Consider the following 21999-nt stretch of genomic DNA (forward strand, 5'->3'; position numbering starts at 1 on the left):
TATTAATCTTTCGAAACATCTGCACAACTATCCCTGACGGATGACGTTGGGGAAGGTTTAAGGTGTGTTGAAATAAAAATTCGCGGCGTTAGTGTCTCCCCATCTGCTGCGGAGAGGGAACCGCGGCTCGCCCCAGGAGAGGTCGGTGAACGGCCTGCGGGCGTCAACGTCCCGCGGGCCAGGCAAAGCCGGTCCGCATGAGAAAGGGAGAATTGATTCCATGCTGAAAACCATGCTGAAGGCGACGGTGTTCGCCTCTACGCTCGCTTTGGCGAGCGGCGCCTTCCATTCGGCGGCCTTCGCCGAAGTGGTCTATAATCGCGGTAGCGCCGCGGAGCCGGAAACGGTCGACCCGCATAAGACGTCGACTGTCTATGAAGCCCACGTGCTGCGCGATCTGTTCGAAGGCCTGGTCATGCAGGACGCCAAGGCCGATCTCATCCCGGGTGCCGCGGAAAGCTGGACGATCTCCGACGACGGCAAGACCTACACTTTCAAGCTGCGCAAGGACGCTGTCTGGTCCGACGGCAGCCCGGTGACGGCGGATGATTTCGTCTATGCCTTCCATCGTCTGGAAGACCCGGCGACCGGCGCTGAATACGCCTCGATGTTGTATCCGGTTGTCAAGGCCGAAGACGTCAACAAGGGCAAGGCCAAGCCCGAAGAGATGGGCATCAAGGCCGTCGATCCGCTGACCCTCGAGGTCAAGCTGAACGCGCCAACGCCCTATTTCCTTGAAATGCTGACACACCAGGCGGCCTATCCGGTCAACAAGGCTTCGATCGAGAAGCTCGGTGCGGAATGGGTGAAGCCGGGCAAGCTGGTTTCCAACGGCGCCTACACGCTGGCCGAATGGGTGCCGAACGACCACATCAAGATGGTCAAGAACCCGAAATTCCACGATGCCGCCAACGTCAAGATCGATGTGGTCAACTTCATCCCGACCGAAGACCGCTCCTCGGCGATGAAGCGCTTCGAAGCCGGCGAGATGGACAGCTACGACGACCTGCCGACCGAGCAGTTGCCTGACCTCAAGGCGAAGTTCGGCGATCAGATCCGCGTCGCGCCTTATCTCGGCACCTATTATTACGCGATCAAGACCGACAAGAAGCCTTGGGACAATGTGGAATTGCGCAACGCCGTTTCCGAGGCCATCGACCGCGACTTCCTGGCCGAGAAGGTCTGGAACAATTCAATGTTCCCCGGCTATTCGATGGTGCCTCCCGGCATCAAGGGCTACACGCCCGCCATGGCCACGTTCGCGGAAAAGTCGCAGATTGACCGGGAGGACGAAGCCAAGAAGGTTCTGGAGAAGCTTGGCTACGGTCCGAGCAACCCGTTGAAAATGGAAATCCGCTACAACACCTCCGAAAACCACAAGAACACGGCGGTCGCCATCCAGGAACAGTTGAAACCGCTGGGCATCGAGGTGACGCTGCTCAACACCGACACCAAGACCCACTACGGCTTCCTCGAGCAGAAGGGCAACTACGACGTTGCCCGCGCCGCCTGGATCGCCGATTACCAGGATCCGGAAACCTTCCTGGGCATCACGCGCAAGGACAGCGGCAACAACTATTCGAGCTACAACAGCCCGAAATTCGAAGAAGCCATGAACAAGGCTGCCGCCGCCGGCGGCAATCCGGAAGAACGTATGAAGCTGCTCAGTGAAGCCGAGCGTGTTCTGATCGACGAAGTTGGTCAGATTCCGCTGCTCTACTACAGCTTCCACAACATCGTCTCCCCGAAGTTGCACGGTTTTGAAGACAACGTCATGGACGTGCATCCTTCGCGCTTCATCAGCAAAGACCAATAATCTGAGTGGGCCGCCGTCTCCGACGGGAGGCGGCGGTTTTCTCTCGCTGGTGAGGTCTGGCGACAATGTTGATTTATGTCTTCCGGCGGCTTTTGACCGCCATCCCAACGCTATTCGTGATCGTTACGCTGGCGTTCTTCCTGATCCGGGTGGCACCCGGAGGCCCTTTCAACCAGGAGCGCGGCCTGAGTCCCATCATCAAGGCCAATCTCGAGGCTCAGTTCGGTCTTAATGATCCGCTCTGGAAACAATATCTGAACTATCTCAACAACTTGCTGCACGGCAGTTTCGGGCCGAGCTACAATCTGCCTGATTTCACTGTGGGCGAGCTGTTCTGGAAGGGCCTGCCGATCTCGGTTCAGCTCGGCGCTTCTGCTTTGATCCTGGCACTGATCCTGGGCTCCATCCTCGGTGTGGTGGCCGCGCTCAACCAGAACAAGCCCGGCGACTATGCCGTCATCGCGGTTGCAACAGCCGGATCCACCATCCCGACCTTCGTCATCGCGCCTTTGATCCAGCTTGTCTTTGGGCTGAGCTGGAAGCTGCTACCCATCGGGGGCTGGGGTGATGGCGCCTTGATCAACAAAATTGGCCCGGTACTCACGCTGGCCTTGCCTCAGATCGCCATCGTGGCGCGCCTGATGCGCGGCTCGATGATCGAATCCTTGCGATCGCATCACATTCGAACGGCACGTGCGCTTGGTCTTTCCGATTGGTCGGTGGTGGTCAAGCACGCCTTGCGCGGCGCGCTTCTGCCGATTGTCTCGTATGCTGGACCTGCCGCGGCGGCATTGCTCACCGGCTCCATTGTCGTGGAAACGATCTTCTCGATCCCCGGCGTGGGCCGCTACTTCGTCGATGCCGCACTCAACCGCGACTACACGTTGGTGATGGGCACTGTGGTGGTGATCGCTATCTTCACGATCCTCTTCAACCTGATCGTCGATATTCTCTACGCCGTGGTTGACCCGAGGGTGCGCTATGACTGAGATCGCAGCCGCCTCCGCTCCCCCAACGGTCGCAGGTCGTTCGCTTTGGGGTGATGCCTGGGCACGGTTGAAAGCTAATCGTGCCGCCATGATCAGCCTCTGCTATCTCATCCTGATGGGGCTTGTCTGCATCGTCGGTCCATGGTTCGTGCCGCACCAGTACACAACGATCTATTCCGACTATGTGCGCACGCCGCCCAGCTTTTCCGCCTATCCGAAGGAGGAAATGATCAAGACGGCGCTGGACGACGTGGTCCGGCGGATGCGTGTCGACGTCAAGGACGTGAAACAGGATGGTGGCAACCTCACCATCACGCTGACGTCGTCCAAGCCGATCGATGAACGGTATCTGCGCTATCTCGACCGTTCCGATACGTTCGACGGCGCGCAGGTCCTGAGCAAGTCTCCGGAAGGCAACGAACTCGTCATCGGCACGACGGTGCGGCAGGCGTACTTCTTCTTCGGAACGGACAATATCGGCCGTGATCTGTTGTCCCGAACGCTGGTGGCGGGGCGCATTTCGCTGGCCATCGGCCTGCTCGCCGGCGTCGTCGCCGTCGTCATCGGCGTGCTCTACGGTGCCACGGCAGGTTTTGCGGGCGGCAAGGTCGACGAAGTGATGATGCGCATCGTCGATGTGCTTTATTCGCTGCCCTTCATCTTCTTCGTCATCATGCTGGTGGTGTTCTTCGGACGAAACTTCGTGCTGATGTTCTTGGCGGTCGGCGCGGTGTTGTGGCTGGACATGGCTCGCATCGTGCGCGGCCAGGCGCTATCCATCCGCCGGCAGGAATATGTGCAGGCGGCAGAGGCGCTTGGAGTTGGCCAGCGCGGTATCCTGCTGCGCCATGTCATTCCCAATCTGCTCGGACCGGTCGTCATCTACATGACGTTGCTGGTACCGCAGGTCATCATCTTGGAAAGCTTCCTGTCTTTCCTGGGGCTGGGCGTGCAAGAGCCGATGACCAGTTGGGGGGTGCTCATCTCCGCAGGCGCCAAGAACATCGGCACCGCCAATTGGCTGCTTTTGTTCCCCGCCTTCTTCCTCGTTTCGACATTGTTCGCCCTGAACTTCGTCGGTGATGGCCTGCGCGATGCGCTTGATCCGAAGGATCGTTGAGATGGCTGCTGCAGAAACCGTCCTCAATGTTCGCGACCTCAAGGTTCGTTTCCATACGCTCGATGGTGCGGTGGAGGCCGTGAAGGGCATCAACATCAACGTGAAAGCTGGCGAGACAGTCGCCGTCGTCGGTGAATCGGGCTCCGGCAAAAGCCAGACCATGATGGCTGCGATGGGACTGCTTGCCTCCAATGGCGAAGCGACCGGCGCTGTCGACTATCGAGGCTCGAATCTGCTCGCCATGAGCAAGCGCGAACTCAACAAGGTACGTGGCCGCAAGATCAGCATGATCTTCCAGGAGCCGATGACCTCGCTCGACCCGCTTTACACGATCGGCAACCAACTGATGGAGCCGATCCGACGGCATCGTGGTTTGAGCGCGGAGGCAGCGCGCGAGGAGGCACTGAAGCTCTTGCGCCTCGTCCACATTCCCGATCCCGAGCGGCGGTTGAAGTCCTATCCGCACGAGATGTCGGGCGGCCAGCGTCAACGCGTCATGATCGCAATGGCGCTCGCCAACGATCCGGATATACTGATTGCCGACGAGCCGACGACGGCGCTGGATGTCACCATCCAGGCCCAGATCCTGGTGTTGCTGGCCGAACTGCAGAAGAAGCTCGGCATGGCCATCGTCTTCATTACCCATGATCTGGGCATCGTGCGCCGCTTCGCCGACCGCGTCTATGTGATGCGCTCCGGCGAGGTGGTGGAAGAAGGCGAGGCGACGATGCTCTTTGCCAACCCTCAGCACCCTTATACCAAGATGCTGCTGGCGGCAGAGCCAACAGGCCACAAGGCTCCACCGGCGCCCGATGCTCCGGTTCTCCTGGAAGGGCGCAAGGTCGAGGTCACCTTCAAGATCGGCGGTGGGTTCCTTGCCGGCGATCCTGTCATCCTGCGTGCTGTCGACGACATTTCCATTCGTCTCAAACGCAACCAGACCATCGGCATCGTCGGTGAATCCGGTTCTGGTAAGTCGACGCTCGGACGTGCTCTGCTACGGCTCTTGCCGAGCGACGGGCAGATCCGCTTCGGTGACAACGACATTTCCGGTGCCGACAAACGGGCAATGCGGCCGCTGCGCCGCGAATTGCAGCTGGTGTTCCAGGATCCCTTCGGTTCGCTGTCGCCACGCATGACTGTCGGCCAGATCATCACCGAGGGGCTTCTGGTGCATGAGCCCGCACTGTCCTCCAAGGAACGAGACAAGCGTGCGATAGAGGCGTTGAAGGAGGTGGGTCTCGATCCGGTGATGCGCAACCGCTATCCGCATGAATTTTCAGGCGGCCAGCGCCAGCGGATCGCAATCGCCCGAGCCATGATCCTGAAGCCCAAAGTGGTGGTGCTGGACGAGCCGACCTCGGCGCTTGATCGTTCGGTGCAGAAGCAAATCGTGGAATTGCTGCGCAAACTGCAGGCCGGTCACGACCTGTCCTACCTGTTCATCAGCCACGACCTTGCGGTGGTGCGGGCGATGGCTGACTACATCATCGTCATGAAACAGGGCAAGATCGTCGAGGAAGGGCCAACGGATGCAATCTTCGATCACCCACGCGAGAAGTATACGCAGACGCTGATGGCTGCGGCAATCGACTCGACCCGCTTCAGGGCAAGTGCCTGACGCAATCCTGGCGGCTAGCCGATAGGAAAAAGCCCCGGTTCCTGATGGAACCGGGGCTTTTTCTGTTGCGGAGGGCAGCCTCATGCCAAGTCAAAGCAGGGGCCGCCTGGCTTCAAAAGATCGGCCTCAGTAATCGCCGTTGTAATACCGCTCGTCGCAAGGTGCGGTGTAAACCCGGCCATAGCGATCCTGGTAACGGCACATCTCTTCGCCGCGGCGCTTTGGCGTCGTCGCGCTGCCCACGGCCGCGCCCAGCAGCGCACCGGCGCCAGCTCCGATCAATGTGCTCTTGGTGTCTCGGCCGATCGCCTGGCCAACCAATGCACCGCCGGCGCCGCCGACTAGGGCACCCGTTCCGGCTCGCTGGCCTTGTTCAGACGTTTCGCAGCCCGCGAGCGCGACTGCCATGAGAATGGCCGCGATGGATGTATGAAGTCGCATCGAAAAATCCTCTCCGTGAAGCCCCACCGTTGCCCTGATAGGCCATTGCGGCGGAACGGGGGCAGGAAATCATGTCGTGACCGGCGGCAATGGAACGTGATCGAAGTCCGCGGCTGGAAACGGGGAGGGCTGGTGCTTCGAGAACGGTCGACGTACGACCTTTGTTCTACAAGAATAAAATTCGTAATCTGCGCGTTTTCGAGAGCTACGATTAAAATTGGAGTCTGACCGCGAGTGATTGACCGAGAAAACAACAGCGCACAATCTATGGAATAGCGCGGAATTTCTTGTCTACCGAGCTCGTTAGTGTGCACTTCTACCTCGACGATTGTAAGGTCTTATCGTGCGACTTTCGCATCGCTCCCATTTTCCCGGGGGATCGTCGTATCGCTTATCCAACATTTCAGAGCGGCCGAACCTGCGACATGCAGAGTGTGAGCGTCAGTTTCAACCCGATGCTTTGCCAAAGCGATAAACATGGTTGGTTTTCGACGGATCAATTGGGAATCAACTGGGGACCCGTTGTGATGGTCTTTGCAAATTATCATTCTGAACTCATTTGGCGACTAATGCGAGCATATCCCTACGTCGCTGACGGTCTGCGCATGGCGGGCCTTACAAGGGGCTGGCTCTAACTGCATTCCAAGATATTGACCCGAGGCGGCTGTATCCTACGCCACAGTTCGAGCAGTACTAGCTACCGAGTTCGTGTGCTCGCTCGTGAGCGGCCTGCACAGCTCGACTAAGCAAGCGAGCGAGCACATCTTCGTGCTGGAGTACCGCCAAACCTGCTTCGGTAGTTCCCCTAGGACTGGCAACGGCCGCTTTCAAGCTTCCGGGAGACCTTGTCGTTGAGGCGAGAAGCATCGCTGATCCAAACAGCATCTGGCGCACCAATGTGTCCGCGACTTCGGATGACAAGCCTTCAGATTTGGCGGCTTCGATAAGGTTTTCGGCAATTGCAAATATGAAGCCCGGACCGCAACCGGATACCGAGGTCGCACGATCGACGTCCGCTTCTTTGGGCAACCATTCAACCCAGCCAATACATGTAAAAAGCGACGTCGCCAGAGCCTTGTCGCTTGAGCTCAAATTTGATCCAGCGAAGGCCACGGTCATACTGTGGCCGATCTCGGCTGCAAGATTTGGCATTGCCCGAATGACGCGATCGGTTTCCAGACCCGTTCGCAGGGCCATCGTCTTGATTCCAGTGATGATCGAAACCACGAGTGCGCCCTGCACAAGAGGAGCGAGCTCCGTGGCAGACTGAGCCCACATCTGTGGCTTGATGGCGAGAAGCACGAGATCGAAGAGATCGGACTTCGACACTTCGCTGGGTTGGCGCACGGCGACAAGTTCAGGATGCTTCAACAGCGACAATGCGCGATCGACAGCGGGATCCAGTGCAACAATCTTCACGCCGGGGTGCCGATCAACAATGCCGTTGATAATCGCTGCGCCCATGTTGCCGCAGCCAATTACAAGAATGCGCGATGTAGCCAAACTCATGTCGATGTTTCCTATACACTCAGGAAAGCGGCGGAGGCAGTGAAACGAGTTTCGATCTGCTCGAACATCGAGACGCCCAAGGGGATCAGGTCATCGTTGAAGTCGAAGTCTGCCGCATGCGGAAGAGGACAATTTTGGCCTGCGCCGAGCCAAAAATACGCGGATGGCCAACGTTGAGCGAAATAGGCGTAATCGTCGCCGCCCATTGAAGGTTGAAGATCAGAGACAAGTGTGACGACACCACCAATTGCGCTGGCCGCACTTCTGACGATCTCGGCGCACTGCGGCGCGTTGCGTGTCGCTGGGCAACCGCGGCGGATTTCTGCGCTGAGCCTGGTGTCATAGACTGCGGCAATTTCAGCTGTCTTTTCGTTGACCCACCTCCAAGCTTCCTCTCGCGCCTGATCGTTGAGACAGCGTATCGTGCCTCGCAGCTCGGCGCGCGAAGGGATAGTCACGTCGCCACCTGCCGCGATGAAATCTGTGATGCTGATAACTGCCTGCTCAGAAGCGGCACGCCGCCTGAGGAATGTCTGATGCACCAAATCCGCGATTGTACAGGCAGAGAGGATCACATCGCTGCCCTGATGCGGGAGCGCGGGATGCGACGACAGTCCAGAGATTTCCAGCGTGAACCGATCTGAGGAGGCCATTAAGGCCCCGTCGGGTGCAAAGACTGAACCAAAGTCCATTCCGGGCCAGTTGTGCAGCCCGAAGATCGCATCGAGATGGAACTCCTGCAGGGCCGGATCTGCGAGCATCTCGCGGGCGCCGTTGCCAGTTTCTTCGGCCGGTTGGAAGATGAGCACCAGATTGCATGTTGGAGCGCGTGAGATTGTCCGCTCGGCAAATGCCAACAAGGTTGCAGTATGGCCGTCATGCCCACAAGCATGCATCACATCGGCAACCCGCGACGCGTGGGGAACGCCGGATGTTTCGCTGATCGGAAGTGCGTCGATATCAGCACGCAGGCCAATTGTTGGCATATTCGGATCACGCTTTAGGGATCCTACGACGCCGTGGCCGCCGATGTTTTCCAAGACGTCGAAGCCCCATTCGCGTAAGAAATGCGCGATCAGAGCTGCCGTGTTCTTTTCTTGGCCACTTAGCTCAGGGTTTTGGTGCAGCCACCGCCGAATGCAAACTGCTCGAGAAATCGCATGTTGTTTCTCAAACAGGGAGGGATGATAGCCCGCCAATGGCGCAACGGATTGTTGACTGGAGTTTCCAGGCACTCGATCCACCATCGAGTGCAGACTGGTTTTGACAGTGCTGTCTGGGATGCTGCCGAGAGGAGAGAAGTCACACAGTGTCATATCTTTGCCGCCGGTGCCGGATGTCCGAGGCAAACCTAAAAAGCGACGTCTATCCAATCCAATTCAAACTTGACCGTACTCCATGCGGCTTTGATATGCTTATGCAGTCAAATGCTCTTCAACGCGGGCGAGGTTCGCGTCTCGAATGGATTTTAGCTCTGCAACGAACATGTCAATTAGCGGTGACGTCGGCCTGTGCTTTGCACGAAGAAGGGTAGAATGAAATGGTTCACCCGCGGAGAAGCGGCGCATCGTCAAGCCCTGGTTGACAAAATCGAGAGCCGTCAGCGGACTCACGACCGCGACACCACAGCCTCGTGTCACCATGGCGCAGGCAGAATTCGTGTTCGGTGTCTCGATAACAAGGCGCCGCCTGATTTCAGTGGTCTCGAACACGCGGTCCAACCTTCGGCGGTAGGGGTCCCGTTCACTGAGGAACACGCAACTGACCCCATCAAGATCCACTGGATCAATAATTGGTCGCTGCGCCAAAGGATGATCCGAGGGCATCACGCACACTTCGTCCGGTGCACAGAATGGCTCGCACGCTGCCCCTTGTGAACTCACTTCGTACGCGGTGATCCCGAGATCGAATTTCTGCTCATTGATCAGTTCGGCGATTGCCCAGGATTGCTGCGTATCGATCGTAAGCGAGACGTCGCCATATTTGGACAGGAAACTCGCCGCAACATCGCCGATGAAGCCTTCCGAAAACGCCGGGGCGCAAACCACACTGATGTTGCCGTTTTGAAAACTCTTGAGGCTTGATGCAGCCCGTTCGAGATGTTCGAGGCCCCGGTACGTTTTGTTGACCTCGGCCAGGAGGGTGTGCGCGTGCGCCGTGGGCAACAGCCGTCCCTTTACGCGATCAAAAAGGTGAATTCCAACCGCTGTCTCGAGCTGGCTGATCGATCTGCTGACGGCAGGCTGTGATGTGCACAGAACCTCTGCTGCCGCAGTCACTGTGCCGACAGCCATAACGGTCTTGAAGCACTCGACCATCTTGAACGTCAGTTTCACGACACCGCCTCCTATATCAAAATCGTATGAACGGCCTTTTCATTTTTATTTGCTCGGCATGCCTCGGTGCTGTCAACTAGCCTCGCAAGCAAAATGAAATCCAAAGCTTGCGGGGAACTCGGACAACGGGAGATGGCGTCGATGACGAGGCGTATTTTTCTTGCTTTAGGAATCGGAACCGCGGTGCTGGCGGCGAGCTGGAACATCGCATCGGCGGGAACGCTCGAGAATATCAAGGCCAGGAACAAACTCATCGTGGCCGTTCTGCAGGACTACCCTCCTTATGGATCGATGGGACCGGACATGCAGCCAATCGGGCTCGACATCGATATCGCGAAGTACATGGCAAAAAGACTGGGGGTGGAGCTGGAGCTCGTTCCGACCAGCGGCGCCAACCGCATCCCGTTCATGCAGACGGGCAAGGCCGACATCATCATCGCTTGTCTCGGCAAGACCCCGGAGCGTGAGAAGGTGGTGACTTACTCGAACCCGTACATCGGAGAGTACAACAGCGTTTTTGGGGAGGAAGCTACGGTTGTTTCGAACGCAGAGGACCTCGTGAGGCACAAAATCGGCGCGAGCCGTGGTGGCACGGAGGATCTCGAGGTCTCCAAGATTGCCCCGAAAGGTACAGATATTCAGCGCTTCGAGGATACGGCCTCTGCTCTAGGCGCGTATGCGGCTGGCCAGGTCGATCTGGTGGCCACAGGTACAGCAACCGCCTACGCGTTCAACAAGACCTCGCCCCGCAAGTTGGCGGTGAAGATCAAGATGGCGGCGGAACCTGCTTACATCGGTGTGCCAAAGGGCGACGACGAAATGAAAGACGTGGCGAACCAGACGATCTCGGCGATGGTCAAGGACGGAACCTTGGTGGAGCTTGCGCAACAACACATCGGCGATGCCTCGGCCGCCGATATTGCCAAGTAAAACTGGGGGGCGCCGCACGATTATCAAGTGCGGCGCCATAAACGATGTCACTCGATTTTTCATGGGTGCCTGCCTATCAAGATGCGATAGTCAGCGGCATTCTCGTCACGATACGCCTGACGCTGATTGGTGGGTGTCTCGGGTTTCTGCTCGGCGTGGGGACTGCCTGGGGCAGGGTGCATGGCACTCCCGCCTTGCGCTGGGCAATCATCGCCTATGTCGAAGGGATCAGGAACACACCCTTCCTGGTTCAGCTGCTGTTTATCTTCTTCGGTTTGCCCGCGCTTGGATTGAGGCTTTCGGCCGAGGCATCCGGGATCATCGCGCTCGTCGTGAACACCGGAGCTTACATGGGGGAAATCCTGCGCGGCGGCATGGAGGCGACACCAAAGGGCCAGTACGAAGCGGCCTCGAGCCTCGCGATGAACGGGTTCCAGACCTTTCGGCACGTCATTCTGTTTCCCTCCATCCAACGTGTCTGGCCTGCGCTGGTCGGCCAGTTCGTCCTTGACATGTTCCAGACCTCGGTGATCTCGCAGATCGCAGTGGAGGAGCTGACGTTCGTCGCCAGCTTTATTCAGTCGAGGAATTTCCGCGCCTTTGAGACCTACATCTTCATGGCTGCCACCTACCTCGTGCTGGCGTTCCTCCTGCGCCGGCTGCTGTTGATCGCAGGGCATTATGTGTTTCGCATGGGGGTACCCAAATGATCTCCTTCTCGTTTTCGGAGATGTTGTGGACCCTGGTTGTCGCAACAAGATGGACAGTCCTGTTATCGGCCTTGGCACTTTCGGGCGGGGCGCTCGTCGGCGGCCTGTTGCTCATCCTGCGAATTCAACATTCCGCTTTGATTGCAAGGAGTGCAGCAGGGGTCATCGCCTTCATCCAGGGCACGCCCTTGCTCATCCAGCTTTTCCTGATGTTCTTCGGCGTGGCTGCATTGGGCTTCAACGTGAATGCGTGGGTCGCTGCAACGCTCACACTCGTGATCTGGGCAGGTGCATTTCTGGGTGACATCTGGCGCGGTTGTGTCGAAGCAATCGCACGGGGGCAATGGGAAGCTTCTGCCAGCCTAGGTATGAGTTGGCTGCAGCAATTGCGCTACATCATCTTTCCGCAAGCGATCCGCATTGCCATCCCTGCCACGGTCGGGTTCTCGGTCCAGGTTATCAAGGCAACGGCTCTGACATCAGTTATCGGCTTTGTCGAACTGACGCGGACGGCCGCATTCGTGTCGAATGCGACGTATCGTCCGCTAATGACCTACGGTCTGGTTGCCATCATCTATTTCTTGTTGTGTTGGCCGCTTTCGCTCTTCGCAGGCTGGCTGGCGAGGAGGCTCAATGTCGCTAATCGAACTGCATAGTGTGGAAAAAAGCTTCGGGCAGCTGAAGGTTATCCGCGGCGTTGATCTCAGTGTCGAGAAAGGGGAAGTGATCTCCATTATCGGCCAGAGCGGGTCTGGTAAAACCACTCTGCTCCGTTGCGTCAACGGCCTCGAAATAATCGATTCCGGGTCCATTAAAGTCTCCGGTGTGGCGCTTTCACGAGAGCCGAGACAGCTCCGGGCGCTTCGCCTAGAAGTCGGAATGATCTTCCAACAGTTCAACCTTTTCCCGCACCTGACCGCGGGAGAAAATGTAGCGTTGGCGCAGGTCGTGGTTCTAGGTCGCCCTAGAGGAGAAGCGCATGAGATCGCGAAGCGCAATCTCCAGCGCGTCGGCCTGTCGGAAAAATTCGATGCCTACCCGCATCAGATGTCAGGTGGCCAACAGCAGCGCGTTGCCATCGCCAGAGCACTCGCTATGTCGCCGAAGGCGCTCCTCTGCGACGAGATCACCTCAGCTCTCGATCCGGAACTGGTGGGCGAAGTCCTTGCAGTGGTCCGCTCGCTGGCGTCCGAAGGGATGACCCTTTTAATGGTTACGCATGAGATGGAATTCGCGCGAAGAATTTGTGATCGCGTCGTCTTCATGCGCAATGGTGTGGTGCACGAAATGGGGACGTCGAAAGATATCTTCGAAGCGCCAAAGACCGCTGAGTTGAAGCAGTTCCTGAGTGCAATGAAACACTGACCCGATTCACGTGAGCCAGCTGGGCAACCGGGCTGGCGCGGCTCCGACCAATGCTGCATGAACACACTCATCCAGTGTTCCAAGTCTTACAATACATCCTGTCAGTCCCGGCCCGTAATGAGCATACTTCCCGGAGGTGGTCAGAACCACCTTCGCGTGAGACGGGAAGACAGGCCGCGTTATCGAGCACCAGCAGAGGTCCGTTATCACAGCGACGCCACTCATACGGAGCGTCGCCAGGGTTCCATCGGCCTCTGCTAACGCTGCGATTTCCCGTGCGGTCGTGACAATCACTGTGAGGCCGCTCGCCAGCGCGCGACCATCCAGACGCTTGGCTAGCGCCTGGCATTCCGCGAGAGAGGCGTGAGGGCTACCAATCGCGACCAAGTCGATCTCCGCTGGCCCGCTGTTCAGCTTCAACCAACCTTCGGCAAGATCCTGACGGGAGATGAAAGCTACGTCTTTGTCCGAGACGCGCTGGCAAGCCGCTTCCGGTGTGATGCCTTCAATATGAAGTATCGGCGCCGCGGACGTTGTCCCGAAAGCAGCGCAGAGAGCCTTGAGCTCATCTGAGTCCGGTGTCGCATTGGACAATCCCTTGAGTAGCGGGACGCGGTCAGGGGCGGCCAAGCCAGCAAGGTAGCCAATGAGTGGCCAAACCGCGCTGTCGGCATTTTTTGGAAACTCGATACTAATGCTGCGGCACGCACGCCGCCCTTCTTGGAGAAAGGCGCCTGCGAGCGGTGCGCGACCGGTGAGGGCCACGCACAAGTCCAGGAAGTCGGGATGTTTCGCAGTCCGCGCGCCAAGGATTGAATTGGCAAAGATTACTGCATTCGATTCTGACCAGCCAACCTGTTCACCAAGGCCGGGAGGGTTCGGAAGGTCGTATGGAGCACAGGTGAAAGTCGGCTGACATCCCATCTCGAGATAGGCATCGGCCAACCTGGAAGCTGGTATGCCAAATTCTGGCTCTACGCCTTGACGCTGCCAATTGTCGTAGTCCACCGAGATTGCGTTCATCGTCGTCGGAACGCGGACACGCGCCCCCAACTCTTTCATCTTTTCAGCGAACAACAGATTGGCTGGTCCAGCGTAGATACAGCCGTCGATATGAGCACGGGTGACATCGACGAGGGCCCTCGCGCCCTGCTGGTTGGCCATGCTGCAGACGATACGCATGGCCTGCTGGGCCGCTACCCCCTCGCTGCCATCAAGCCTGCGGCGATCGTCGATACTGAGCTCAATATCCTCATGTGTCGGTTGGCGCAGAGAAATCTGAATTCTTCCGTCCGCCGTGATGCTGTCTGACGAAATCTGTGCTGTTTTCGCTGCGGCCAAAACAGAAAAAGCCGTTTCCTCCAGCCTAATGACAGGGATCGTAGACCCGAACATTTCGGCCGCAACTATGGCCCCCAGCGTCAGCGTGTCCTCCGGTCTGCAGAAGACAAGAGCGGCGGGGCTCCCGCCTGAAAGAACCAGTTGCAGCAGCACTCCTGAACCTGAACAGGACCCACGGCTGGTTGGCATCAGCAAAACAGCGCCGGCGAGCGACGCGCCATGCGAAGGATGATGCACGTCGATGATCGTGCCGGAGCCGGGGTCGACGCCGCCCCAGAAGCTCAGTGGCTCGCCCAAGGATAGGATTGGACCCGCGGCTTCACCTGGGACGACAGAGATACCTTGAGCGGGCTGTGGGTTGGGAGTCACGATCGGGCCATTGAGGACTTGGAGCGGCGTTTCAATGTCGATCTGGCACCCGGCTTCGGCTGTCGGCAAATAGAAATGGGATTGCCGTCCATAACCGATTGATATGGCCGTTCGATCTACCTCGTAGCTTATATCAAATTCGAATAATACGCCGTCATTTTTCAATTGGATCGTGATGTTCTCAACCGGTAGCCATTGTGCCGGAAGCAACGGCGTTCGGCACAGAGCGTCTTGGGCTTGCTCGGCAGGCCCAAGACATTTGCCGCCCGGAAAACTGCTGCTTCCGTATCCGGAATATGCGGTTGGATTGGGAGTTGAAGATCATGCCTCGGCCCGCGTTCATCGACCTCTACAGCGACACGAAATCGAAGCCGACCGACGGCATGCGAAAATACATGATGTCCGTCGAGGTGGGAGACGAGCAGAAGGATGAGGATCCCAACGTTCTCGATCTTTGCGCCCGTGTTGCCGATATGCTGGGCAAGGAAGCCGCCGTTTTTCTTCCCTCCGGAACGATGTGCAACGAGATCGCTCTCGCCGTCCATTGTCGTCCAGGAGACGAGATCATCCTGCACGAAAGTGCGCATATCATGGTGTCGGAAACCGGCGGACCAGCAGCTCTATCCGGTGTGATGGTTCGTGGAGTCCAGGGTGAGAATGGTATTTTTGACGGCGACACGTTGAAAAAAGCCATCAGGCCGGAAAGCCGCTATCTGCAGCAGTCACGGCTGGTGACGATCGAGCAGACTTCGAATTTTGGTGGTGGCGCCATCTGGCCCATGACCACCCTGCAGGATGTTATCGCTGTCGCGCGCAAGGCTGACATTATTCTTCACATGGATGGCGCGCGTCTCCTTAACGCAGTCGTAGCCTCGGGGGTGTCAGCCAAGGATTATGCCGAGCCTTTCGATAGCGCATGGATCGACCTGAGCAAGGGGCTCGGTGGCCCCGTCGGGGCGGTACTTGCTGGAACACGCGATTTCATCCGCCAAGCTTGGCGCCTCAAGCAACGGTGGGGAGGGGCCATGCGGCAGGCCGGCTTTCTTGCGGCTGCAGGCATATATGCGCTCGACCACCATGTCGAACGATTGGCGGAAGACCACGAGAATGCACGTGCCTTGGCCCGGGGACTTGCCGAGTTGCCGGGTATCAAGATGACTGCAGGAGAGGTGCAGACCAACATCGTCTTTTTTGACGTCGGTGGGACTGGGCAGAGCCCGGCCGACATCACGGGAGCCCTCAAGGCAAAAGGCGTTGGCATAGGTGGTGGTGGGTTGTTTGGTCCCACCGCGATGCGTGCGGTTACCCATATCGGTGTGTCGCGAGCGGATATCGATGAAGCCTTGAAGGCGATGCGCGACGTCTTGGCCGTCTGACTTTCGAAGCATTTGGTGCAGGGGCACAAACATGACCCATTGCGATCAAATTGTCCGCTATTATCAGGATGTCGATCGGCAGGATATCGACGCAGTCATGGCGCTATTTGCCGAGGAGGCGATATATGTCCGTGCTGATGCTCGATATGTCGGAAGGGCGGAGATTGAGCACTTCTACAGGAACCTGCGTATGATCCGCGGAGTGCATACTCTCGATCGTACCTGCCCACAGGAGAGCGCGAAGAGGGTCTTTGTCACCGGACAATTCGAGGGACAAGGAGCCAACCAGACATCGCGTCTCGTGCGATTCACGGATGTTTGGGAGTTTGATGACCAAGACAAGGTACTAAGGCGTGAGACTTACCTTGCTCTCGGGCATACGTACGTGGAGCGGTAGACACTCGATCGAGCCTAGCTATCGTCAAGCATTCGCATGCCTGCTCGCTGGATAAGGCAGACGATACGAGTCCCGATACAGACCATATCGACTGTAGTTGATCGAGGGACATTCCGGCTCATAAGTCATCGCCGCAGTCGCAACTTTTCGACCAGAGACATGATCCTGTAGTCGACCAAGATGCATGATGTCTTCCATAGATTTGCCGAGCAACTCGCGGGCAGCGTGAATGTAGGTGATCTTCACGACGCCTTGGCCGAAGCTGCTTCATCGCTCGAGCTGCCATCTTTCGCATTCCTCTTCCCTTCTCTCCAATCAGCTCGAACAACAGATTTGATTTCCACCTATCCGAAGGTGTGGACTTCCCACTATCTCCGTAGCCGTTACGAGATTCTAGATCCGGTGATCACCAGAGCACGCCTTTGCCCTGAGACATTTCGCTGGGGCGCCGACGGGCGCGATCTCGAATTATCGAACCCACAACAGCAACTGATGGACGAGGCAAGCCAGTTCGGTATTCGTTGCGGATTTACGATTCCGATCCATGGTCGCCTCGGGTTGTTTTCCGCACTTACCTTTGCCACCGACGAAAAACGCCCCCTTTTTCTACGTGTCATCAAACGATACGAACGTGCGCTCCAGTTGATCGCAATGTTCTTCCATATCCACGCACGTCGCGTGTTGACTACCAGTCGAATGGTCGATGGCGTGGTCCTGTCCCCGAGGGAAATTGAATGCCTGCAATGGGCCGCTCGAGGGAAGTCGGCTTGGGATATTGGTCGTATCCTGGGTATCAGCCAACGCACTGCTGCCTTTCACCTCGATAATGCCAGGAAGAAGCTTGGTGTGCGGACAATCACGCAGGCAGCCGTTCGATTTGCGCTTTCTAAACGGTCGGATTTCAGTCAGTAGCCTGTGCAACCTGTGTACATGCACAGGTTGTTCCAACTGGGCCCTTCGCCTCCAATCGCCTTGTCATTTGGGCGAGAAGGAGTTGGCCATGATGCAACTGATCACACCGGATTGTCACACAGAGTTCGCCGACGATCTCCTGGAGATGCACAGGCTCCGGCACCGTGTCTTCCGGGAACGGCTCGAATGGGATGTGGCTGTCAGAGATGGTTATGAGATCGATCCCTTCGATGCGATTGGTCCTCACTATCTGCTGCTCAAGGCCCAGACGGGGCGTTTGGATGGCTGTGTGCGACTGCTGCCCACGACTGGCCCGAACATGCTGCGCGATAATTTTTCGATGCTTTTGAAAGACGGCCAGGCGCCAGACGATCCCCGGATCTGGGAAAGCAGCCGTTTCGCGCTTGACGTTCCACCATCGGCTCCGAAGGAGGCAGGCGTCGCGCTTGGTACCTATGAGCTGTTCGCAGGGATGATCGAGTTCGGTCTTTCGCGCGAACTGCACAGCATCGTCACGGTGACGGATTTGCGCATTGAGCGCATCCTGCGCCGTGCCGGCTGGCCGCTCGAACGGCTGTCCGATCCACTCACCATTGGCAACACGCGAGCGGTCGCTGGATATCTCGAGATTTCTACACACAGTCTGGCGGTGATCCGGCGCAACGGTCGTATCGAAGGGCCGGTGCTGTGGGTACCCGTCGTGAAGTCGTTTGATCTCGAAACATGATCTCCGCCTACCCGGAACTGAGCGATGAACCAGAGAAGTTCAGGCCCAGCTTGGCCTAACTGGCAAGACGACGGCGCGTATGCCTACTCCATGCACCTCACCAGTCGCGGTTGGGCTTGGGAGTTCCTGAGGCGCAATCCGGTTTTCCGGAAGGACCTTGCCGTGACCTTGCGAGGCGTCGTCTCTTCGCGATCGCGGTCCGCCGACATCATAAGCCTGCCAGCGAACACCGTTGACCTTTCCCGCTGGGGGGTGCTTTTTTGCAAGTTCGATCGGAAGTGACGCGGACACCTTCTGGTGCCCGTGTCACTGTCCGCATGTTCTTCCTGTTTCAGCCGAACGTACCGCGCGATGGTCGGACAGGGATGCGCTCGACATCTCCTTGCTTTCCTGTCGGGTCTCCGTTCTCTTTACCGCAGATGGGCTTCAGAACGTCCTGTTCACCGACGCTGGCCGGAACCTGCAGCTTGCTGTCTTCGGCATCGGTCTCCTTGAGCCGGCGCGGCTGACTTCCAACATTCTCTGGCCGCCTGGAAATGTGAAGCAACGTTTGGACGGACTTGCGTGTCTGAACGCCCTTCGGTCGACAGGGCAGCTATTTCCGAAGTTCTTTCCGGCCGAGCCTCGAAGCGCGCGATTGCGTTGGGTCTTGCGTGCGCTCGACGGTTCTATTGCCGACGCCTCACATCGTGAGATCGGAATAGCCTTGTTCGGGAAAACCCGTATCGAGCGTGATTGGGCTGACCCCGGGGATCACCTGCGCGACATGGTACGCCGTGCGGTCAAACGGGGGCGCTTGCTGATGAACGGCGAATACAGGCGATTTCTGCTGTGATGGCTCTACCGCGGTCCCGCTTTGCCGATTGTTGTGGGCCTCTGACCAATCCTTCATATCGATCGCTGAGATTGCTGACGCGGCCACGTGTTCCGCCTCAGGCAATCAGGATCAGCTCCGTTGGGGAGCGGGTCCTTTTTTGTTGGTGCCGTAAAAATCACAGGCAGTGGCTTCGACCTCAGCGATCTAGCTCGGGAAGAGTTCCCTATGGCCGCTGGCGATCAACCACTGCGTACGATCCAGATGGCTCCGTACCGCTTTGCGCGCGCGGGTTGGCTCCTGCATTGGGTCGATGCCCAGAATGTCACGTGCCATTTCTTCCTCGCTGGCATTGTCAGCGCACGCGTCGAGGAGCTTCAGATAGAGCGTGAAGTGCGCGTTGTCGTATTCGGTCAGCCGATCAGACCAGGGGACTTCGTCTCGCAGTTCTGTCTTCATCTGCCTGTAGTTTCAAAGTGCGGACACGTGACGTCCAAGATGATGTATCTAAGCCGCTAACTATAACGAATAGGAACGATCATTCCTAGAACGATAGTTCCCGTTCTGGTCCGTATCTGCCGTGGATCTCAAAGAGGTCATGGCCGCTAATATGCGTCGCGTTCGCCATGATCAGGGCCTGACGCAAGAGGAATTGGCGGCTCGCGCAGAGCTGAGCATGCGCTATGTCGGTTCAATTGAGCGCGGTCGAGTCTCAGCCAGCGTGACTGTTCTGGGACGACTAGCAGAAGCCCTTAACGTTGACCCTTGCGATCTGATCAAGCCGTCGAAGTGATGGCTGATCAGGCCTGACGGTTTCCCAAGGGAGCTCGCCTGTGCGCGGAGCGAGCACCGGATGCTCGTGAGCCGGGCCCCCTCGTCTTCGCGATGTTCAGGTGATCTCGGCCACCTGGCTTCGTCCCCTGGCGCGGCAGCCTTTTCCGAGCAAAGCGGTCGCTACTGTTTCTGAGCGGCGGAGTTGTTTTCTTAGGCTTTTCCGGCGGCGTGGTGGGCGGCTCTCCCTTCTAGGTCCGCTGGCGGCAGCCCGCAACCTTTCGCTTTCCTCTCGGGGGGCCTCCACTTCGTCACGGTCCTCTGGATGCCGGCCGTCTCCGACCGCGGGCTTTTCCGGTCGTTTTCGCCGCCCACCCCGCTCACGGGGCAGGCACGCGAGACTAGGATCGAGCGCTGCCTCCGCTGCCCCATGGGATCTTCCGGGGGAGGGCGAAGCGAGATTGCGAGCTGAGACCAGATCATGCGCAAGATCGGCAAGCGTTCAGCCTATCGCCGAGCGGAGGGGTAGTCAGCTGCCGGGGGCAGCCTTAATTCTGAGATCACGGATCGCATTATTGCCAATCTCGAGTACGGTTGTGCGCCTTGGGGGAGGTGAGGGCGGCGATCGAGCTGCCGAAAAAAGCCGTCACTGAGCGTGGCTATTCATCAACATCCTCATCCTGTGGGGCGCGGTCATCGGGCGCAGCTATCTGAGCCAGAACTGGCTGACCTTCCATCATCTGGAACTCGGCCAACTGACCGGCAAGCCCTGCGCCATAAGCACGAGGTAACCGCCCCAAGGGGCGGCGAAAACTCGTCAACAACTATTCGCCGGTCCCGTAGACGCTTTTGTTCGCTGATTCTCAACCGACAGAAAACGAGGATCACGATGGACGACGAAAACGAACGCGCCGCCCGCGCCAAGAAGGGCAGCCCGTTCCTCAACACGGCGCAGGCTGCCTTCTATATCGGGCTTTCCCAACGCACTCTGGACAAGATGCGGATCAAGGGTAGCGGCCCAAGCTTCCGCAAGCATGGCCGTTATGTCCGTTACCACATCGACGAACTCGACGAGTGGTCGAAAGGCCGTAAAACTACGGCTGACACCAACGATGGAGGCCGCTCATGAAGCGCCCCTCCATCCATCTAATTGGTCAGAGGCTACGGCGAGTCCGAGCCCGCAACGTCATTGCTGTTAGCACGACAGGACTAGCGCTGATCGCATTTGCAGCATTGGCCAAACCGTCGCCTTGGCTGGTCTGGAACGCTTCCGCTAGTGCGCCGATCGGCCTCTATCGCGTTGTCGCGGGAACGCCGGTACACGGCGATCTGGTGCTCGCTAGCCCTCCGGAATTCACCATTGGGCTCGCCGATGAGCGCGGGTACCTGCCTCGCAATGTGCCGCTATTAAAGCGCGTTGCAGCGCTGCCACGCGAGCATGTCTGCGCCTTCTACGAGGCAATCATCATCAGTGGCGAGATTGTCGCTCGTCGGCTCTCGACCGATCGCCAGGGGCGTCAACTGGCTTGGTGGAATGGCTGTCAGGCACTCGGCAATGACGAGGTTTTCCTGCTTGGTGCTGGTGCGGCCAATTCCTTTGACAGTCGTTATTTCGGACCGGTTCCGGTCAGGAACATCATCGGGAGGGTCGTGCCGCTATGGACCGAATGACCCTCCTGATGTTGAGCATGCTCGCTGTCACGCCATGCGCTTGTTCCGCCTCGATCGGCGCTGAGCCGGCCGCCATTTCTTTAAGTCCGCGTCTGGAAAAGTGGCAGCAGTTCGTGACGGAAGCAAATGAACGTTTCGGCGTTCCGCGGACGTGGATCTATGCCGTCATCGGCGCCGAGAGTGGTGGCAGAACCTTGGTCAACGGCCGTCCGATCGTCTCGCGCGCCGGTGCCATGGGGCTGATGCAGGTCATGCCCGCCACCTATGAGGAAATGCGATTCGAGCATGGACTGGGTCCCGATCCCCATGATTCACGCGATAACATCCTGGCAGGCACCGCCTATCTGCGGGCGATGTATGACCGCTTTGGATTTCCCGGTCTGTTCGCGGCTTATAATGCGGGGCCGGAGCGCTACGAAGACCATATTCAGCGCGGGCGGCCGCTGCCGGGCGAGACCGTTACCTATCTCAACAAAGTCATCGCCGCCGGCTGTTCTGCTGCCGATATTAGACGGGGATCGGAGAAATCACCGCGCGAAAAGCCGTCGAAAATCTCATCCGGACGAGAGCTGTTTTTCCTGAAGGACGACGGCAACCATACGAGGAAACTGAATAGAAGAATTCTGCTGGAACCAGCGGGATCGGAGCGGCCGGACCGGAGATGAAGGCGGGCGTGGCGGGCTCGGAGCAGAGCACGAGGTTAATGTAAGCTGACCGTATTGCTAATGGCAACCACTGGCACGCTGGAGGTCGCAATGCCTAGTAGTGGATATCGGAGATTGAC

General features: G+C 58.0%; 25 protein-coding genes. 19 read left to right on the forward strand and 6 right to left on the reverse strand.

Annotated elements, in window-relative coordinates:
* Positions 1 to 220 precede the first annotated feature (220 nt).
* The 4 genes from ACFWXH_RS02695 to ACFWXH_RS02710 all read left to right on the forward strand — a co-directional run bounded on the left by ACFWXH_RS02695 (position 221) and on the right by ACFWXH_RS02710 (position 5546).
* Entirely contained in the window at positions 221 to 1816 is a 1596-nt protein-coding gene (locus ACFWXH_RS02695) for a peptide ABC transporter substrate-binding protein (protein ID WP_379117284.1), read from the forward strand.
* A 65-nt stretch (positions 1817 to 1881) separates the two neighbouring features.
* On the forward strand, positions 1882 to 2805 hold the full coding sequence (locus ACFWXH_RS02700; RefSeq protein WP_379117286.1) for an ABC transporter permease subunit: 924 nt from the start codon (positions 1882 to 1884) through the stop codon (positions 2803 to 2805).
* Positions 2798 to 3925, forward strand: coding sequence for an ABC transporter permease (locus ACFWXH_RS02705; RefSeq protein WP_379117288.1), 1128 nt, complete (start codon positions 2798 to 2800; stop codon positions 3923 to 3925). Before ACFWXH_RS02700 ends, ACFWXH_RS02705 begins: the two co-directional genes overlap by 8 nt.
* 1 nt (position 3926) lies before the next feature.
* The gene (locus ACFWXH_RS02710) at positions 3927 to 5546 is read left to right on the forward strand and encodes an ABC transporter ATP-binding protein (protein WP_379117290.1); all 1620 of its coding nucleotides are present in this window, start codon (positions 3927 to 3929) and stop codon (positions 5544 to 5546) included.
* A gap of 126 nt (positions 5547 to 5672) precedes the next feature.
* On the opposite strand, the gene ACFWXH_RS02715 is transcribed toward ACFWXH_RS02710, so the two are convergent.
* Positions 5673 to 5987 (reverse strand): YMGG-like glycine zipper-containing protein, encoded by a 315-nt coding sequence (locus ACFWXH_RS02715; protein ID WP_379117292.1) that lies wholly within the window; start codon positions 5985 to 5987, stop codon positions 5673 to 5675.
* A 455-nt stretch (positions 5988 to 6442) separates the two neighbouring features.
* Between ACFWXH_RS02715 and ACFWXH_RS02720 the strand changes: the two genes are divergently transcribed.
* Positions 6443 to 6622, forward strand: a complete 180-nt coding sequence (locus ACFWXH_RS02720; protein WP_379118928.1) for a glucoamylase family protein — start codon at positions 6443 to 6445, stop codon at positions 6620 to 6622.
* Positions 6623 to 6680: 58 nt separating this feature from the next.
* On the opposite strand, the gene proC is transcribed toward ACFWXH_RS02720, so the two are convergent.
* The 3 genes from proC to ACFWXH_RS02735 form a co-directional block, all read right to left on the reverse strand.
* Positions 6681 to 7496, reverse strand: a complete 816-nt coding sequence (proC, locus tag ACFWXH_RS02725) for a pyrroline-5-carboxylate reductase (protein WP_379117294.1) — start codon at positions 7494 to 7496, stop codon at positions 6681 to 6683.
* An 11-nt stretch (positions 7497 to 7507) separates the two neighbouring features.
* Positions 7508 to 8812 carry a M20 family metallopeptidase gene (locus ACFWXH_RS02730; protein ID WP_379117296.1) on the reverse strand — a complete coding sequence of 435 codons (1305 nt, stop codon included), beginning with the start codon at positions 8810 to 8812 and terminating at the stop codon, positions 7508 to 7510.
* A gap of 99 nt (positions 8813 to 8911) precedes the next feature.
* The gene (locus tag ACFWXH_RS02735; protein WP_379117299.1) at positions 8912 to 9832 is read right to left on the reverse strand and encodes a LysR family transcriptional regulator; all 921 of its coding nucleotides are present in this window, start codon (positions 9830 to 9832) and stop codon (positions 8912 to 8914) included.
* Between the two features lie 141 nt (positions 9833 to 9973).
* On the opposite strand from ACFWXH_RS02735, the gene ACFWXH_RS02740 reads away from it, so the two are divergent.
* From ACFWXH_RS02740 to ACFWXH_RS02755, 4 genes are read left to right on the forward strand one after another with little or no spacing between them, the layout of a single operon-like run.
* Entirely contained in the window at positions 9974 to 10762 is a 789-nt protein-coding gene (locus ACFWXH_RS02740; protein WP_379117301.1) for a transporter substrate-binding domain-containing protein, read from the forward strand.
* Between the two features lie 44 nt (positions 10763 to 10806).
* Complete coding sequence (locus ACFWXH_RS02745) at positions 10807 to 11472, forward strand: amino acid ABC transporter permease (RefSeq protein WP_379117303.1); 666 nt, start codon at positions 10807 to 10809, stop codon at positions 11470 to 11472.
* Positions 11469 to 12128 carry an amino acid ABC transporter permease gene (locus ACFWXH_RS02750; RefSeq protein ID WP_379117305.1) on the forward strand — a complete coding sequence of 220 codons (660 nt, stop codon included), beginning with the start codon at positions 11469 to 11471 and terminating at the stop codon, positions 12126 to 12128. Before ACFWXH_RS02745 ends, ACFWXH_RS02750 begins: the two co-directional genes overlap by 4 nt.
* On the forward strand, positions 12106 to 12837 hold the full coding sequence (locus ACFWXH_RS02755; protein ID WP_379117307.1) for an amino acid ABC transporter ATP-binding protein: 732 nt from the start codon (positions 12106 to 12108) through the stop codon (positions 12835 to 12837). Before ACFWXH_RS02750 ends, ACFWXH_RS02755 begins: the two co-directional genes overlap by 23 nt.
* A 6-nt stretch (positions 12838 to 12843) precedes the next feature.
* On the opposite strand, the gene ACFWXH_RS02760 is transcribed toward ACFWXH_RS02755, so the two are convergent.
* Positions 12844 to 14547, reverse strand: a complete 1704-nt coding sequence (locus ACFWXH_RS02760) for an aconitase X (protein WP_379118930.1) — start codon at positions 14545 to 14547, stop codon at positions 12844 to 12846.
* A 296-nt stretch (positions 14548 to 14843) separates the two neighbouring features.
* Between ACFWXH_RS02760 and ACFWXH_RS02765 the strand changes: the two genes are divergently transcribed.
* The 6 genes from ACFWXH_RS02765 to ACFWXH_RS02790 all read left to right on the forward strand — a co-directional run bounded on the left by ACFWXH_RS02765 (position 14844) and on the right by ACFWXH_RS02790 (position 18794).
* Entirely contained in the window at positions 14844 to 15923 is a 1080-nt protein-coding gene (locus ACFWXH_RS02765) for a threonine aldolase family protein (protein WP_379118932.1), read from the forward strand.
* 31 nt (positions 15924 to 15954) lie between these two features.
* A complete protein-coding gene (locus ACFWXH_RS02770) occupies positions 15955 to 16320 on the forward strand; it encodes a nuclear transport factor 2 family protein (protein WP_379117309.1) in 366 nt (121 codons plus the stop codon).
* 180 nt (positions 16321 to 16500) lie between these two features.
* Positions 16501 to 17232 carry a LuxR family transcriptional regulator gene (locus tag ACFWXH_RS02775; RefSeq protein ID WP_379117311.1) on the forward strand — a complete coding sequence of 244 codons (732 nt, stop codon included), beginning with the start codon at positions 16501 to 16503 and terminating at the stop codon, positions 17230 to 17232.
* An 88-nt stretch (positions 17233 to 17320) separates the two neighbouring features.
* A complete protein-coding gene (locus ACFWXH_RS02780; protein ID WP_379117313.1) occupies positions 17321 to 17959 on the forward strand; it encodes an acyl-homoserine-lactone synthase in 639 nt (212 codons plus the stop codon).
* A 90-nt stretch (positions 17960 to 18049) separates the two neighbouring features.
* Positions 18050 to 18241 (forward strand): transcriptional regulator domain-containing protein, encoded by a 192-nt coding sequence (locus tag ACFWXH_RS02785; RefSeq protein WP_379118934.1) that lies wholly within the window; start codon positions 18050 to 18052, stop codon positions 18239 to 18241.
* Positions 18192 to 18794, forward strand: a complete 603-nt coding sequence (locus tag ACFWXH_RS02790) for a DUF2285 domain-containing protein (protein ID WP_379117315.1) — start codon at positions 18192 to 18194, stop codon at positions 18792 to 18794. Before ACFWXH_RS02785 ends, ACFWXH_RS02790 begins: the two co-directional genes overlap by 50 nt.
* A gap of 186 nt (positions 18795 to 18980) precedes the next feature.
* Here the strand turns inward: ACFWXH_RS02790 and ACFWXH_RS02795 are convergent, their stop codons facing one another.
* Positions 18981 to 19232 (reverse strand): DNA -binding domain-containing protein, encoded by a 252-nt coding sequence (locus ACFWXH_RS02795; protein WP_379117317.1) that lies wholly within the window; start codon positions 19230 to 19232, stop codon positions 18981 to 18983.
* Between the two features lie 121 nt (positions 19233 to 19353).
* Between ACFWXH_RS02795 and ACFWXH_RS02800 the strand changes: the two genes are divergently transcribed.
* From ACFWXH_RS02800 to ACFWXH_RS02815, 4 genes are all read left to right on the forward strand, one after another.
* On the forward strand, positions 19354 to 19566 hold the full coding sequence (locus ACFWXH_RS02800) for a helix-turn-helix domain-containing protein (protein ID WP_379117319.1): 213 nt from the start codon (positions 19354 to 19356) through the stop codon (positions 19564 to 19566).
* Positions 19567 to 20433: 867 nt separating this feature from the next.
* On the forward strand, positions 20434 to 20673 hold the full coding sequence (locus tag ACFWXH_RS02805; RefSeq protein ID WP_379117321.1) for a helix-turn-helix transcriptional regulator: 240 nt from the start codon (positions 20434 to 20436) through the stop codon (positions 20671 to 20673).
* On the forward strand, positions 20670 to 21215 hold the full coding sequence (locus tag ACFWXH_RS02810) for a S26 family signal peptidase (protein ID WP_379117323.1): 546 nt from the start codon (positions 20670 to 20672) through the stop codon (positions 21213 to 21215). Before ACFWXH_RS02805 ends, ACFWXH_RS02810 begins: the two co-directional genes overlap by 4 nt.
* Positions 21203 to 21880, forward strand: coding sequence for a lytic transglycosylase domain-containing protein (locus ACFWXH_RS02815; protein WP_379117325.1), 678 nt, complete (start codon positions 21203 to 21205; stop codon positions 21878 to 21880). Before ACFWXH_RS02810 ends, ACFWXH_RS02815 begins: the two co-directional genes overlap by 13 nt.
* Positions 21881 to 21999: the final 119 nt, after the last annotated feature.

This window comes from Mesorhizobium sp. NPDC059054, assembly GCF_042739215.1.
GTDB lineage: Bacteria > Pseudomonadota > Alphaproteobacteria > Rhizobiales > Rhizobiaceae > Mesorhizobium.

Coding starts and splice junctions, on each gene's coding strand:
- ACFWXH_RS02695 (WP_379117284.1), top strand. CDS start 221: ATGCTGAAAACCATGCTGAAGGCGACGGTGTTCGCCTCTACGCTCGCT.
- ACFWXH_RS02700 (WP_379117286.1), top strand. CDS start 1,882: ATGTTGATTTATGTCTTCCGGCGGCTTTTGACCGCCATCCCAACGCTA.
- ACFWXH_RS02705 (WP_379117288.1), top strand. CDS start 2,798: ATGACTGAGATCGCAGCCGCCTCCGCTCCCCCAACGGTCGCAGGTCGT.
- ACFWXH_RS02710 (WP_379117290.1), top strand. CDS start 3,927: ATGGCTGCTGCAGAAACCGTCCTCAATGTTCGCGACCTCAAGGTTCGT.
- ACFWXH_RS02715 (WP_379117292.1), bottom strand. CDS start 5,987: ATGCGACTTCATACATCCATCGCGGCCATTCTCATGGCAGTCGCGCTC.
- ACFWXH_RS02720 (WP_379118928.1), top strand. CDS start 6,443: ATGCTTTGCCAAAGCGATAAACATGGTTGGTTTTCGACGGATCAATTG.
- proC (WP_379117294.1), bottom strand. CDS start 7,496: ATGAGTTTGGCTACATCGCGCATTCTTGTAATTGGCTGCGGCAACATG.
- ACFWXH_RS02730 (WP_379117296.1), bottom strand. CDS start 8,812: ATGACACTGTGTGACTTCTCTCCTCTCGGCAGCATCCCAGACAGCACT.
- ACFWXH_RS02740 (WP_379117301.1), top strand. CDS start 9,974: ATGACGAGGCGTATTTTTCTTGCTTTAGGAATCGGAACCGCGGTGCTG.
- ACFWXH_RS02745 (WP_379117303.1), top strand. CDS start 10,807: ATGTCACTCGATTTTTCATGGGTGCCTGCCTATCAAGATGCGATAGTC.
- ACFWXH_RS02750 (WP_379117305.1), top strand. CDS start 11,469: ATGATCTCCTTCTCGTTTTCGGAGATGTTGTGGACCCTGGTTGTCGCA.
- ACFWXH_RS02755 (WP_379117307.1), top strand. CDS start 12,106: ATGTCGCTAATCGAACTGCATAGTGTGGAAAAAAGCTTCGGGCAGCTG.
- ACFWXH_RS02765 (WP_379118932.1), top strand. CDS start 14,844: ATGCGGTTGGATTGGGAGTTGAAGATCATGCCTCGGCCCGCGTTCATC.
- ACFWXH_RS02770 (WP_379117309.1), top strand. CDS start 15,955: ATGACCCATTGCGATCAAATTGTCCGCTATTATCAGGATGTCGATCGG.
- ACFWXH_RS02775 (WP_379117311.1), top strand. CDS start 16,501: ATGCATGATGTCTTCCATAGATTTGCCGAGCAACTCGCGGGCAGCGTG.
- ACFWXH_RS02780 (WP_379117313.1), top strand. CDS start 17,321: ATGATGCAACTGATCACACCGGATTGTCACACAGAGTTCGCCGACGAT.
- ACFWXH_RS02785 (WP_379118934.1), top strand. CDS start 18,050: ATGCACCTCACCAGTCGCGGTTGGGCTTGGGAGTTCCTGAGGCGCAAT.
- ACFWXH_RS02795 (WP_379117317.1), bottom strand. CDS start 19,232: ATGAAGACAGAACTGCGAGACGAAGTCCCCTGGTCTGATCGGCTGACC.
- ACFWXH_RS02805 (WP_379117321.1), top strand. CDS start 20,434: ATGGACGACGAAAACGAACGCGCCGCCCGCGCCAAGAAGGGCAGCCCG.
- ACFWXH_RS02810 (WP_379117323.1), top strand. CDS start 20,670: ATGAAGCGCCCCTCCATCCATCTAATTGGTCAGAGGCTACGGCGAGTC.
- ACFWXH_RS02815 (WP_379117325.1), top strand. CDS start 21,203: ATGGACCGAATGACCCTCCTGATGTTGAGCATGCTCGCTGTCACGCCA.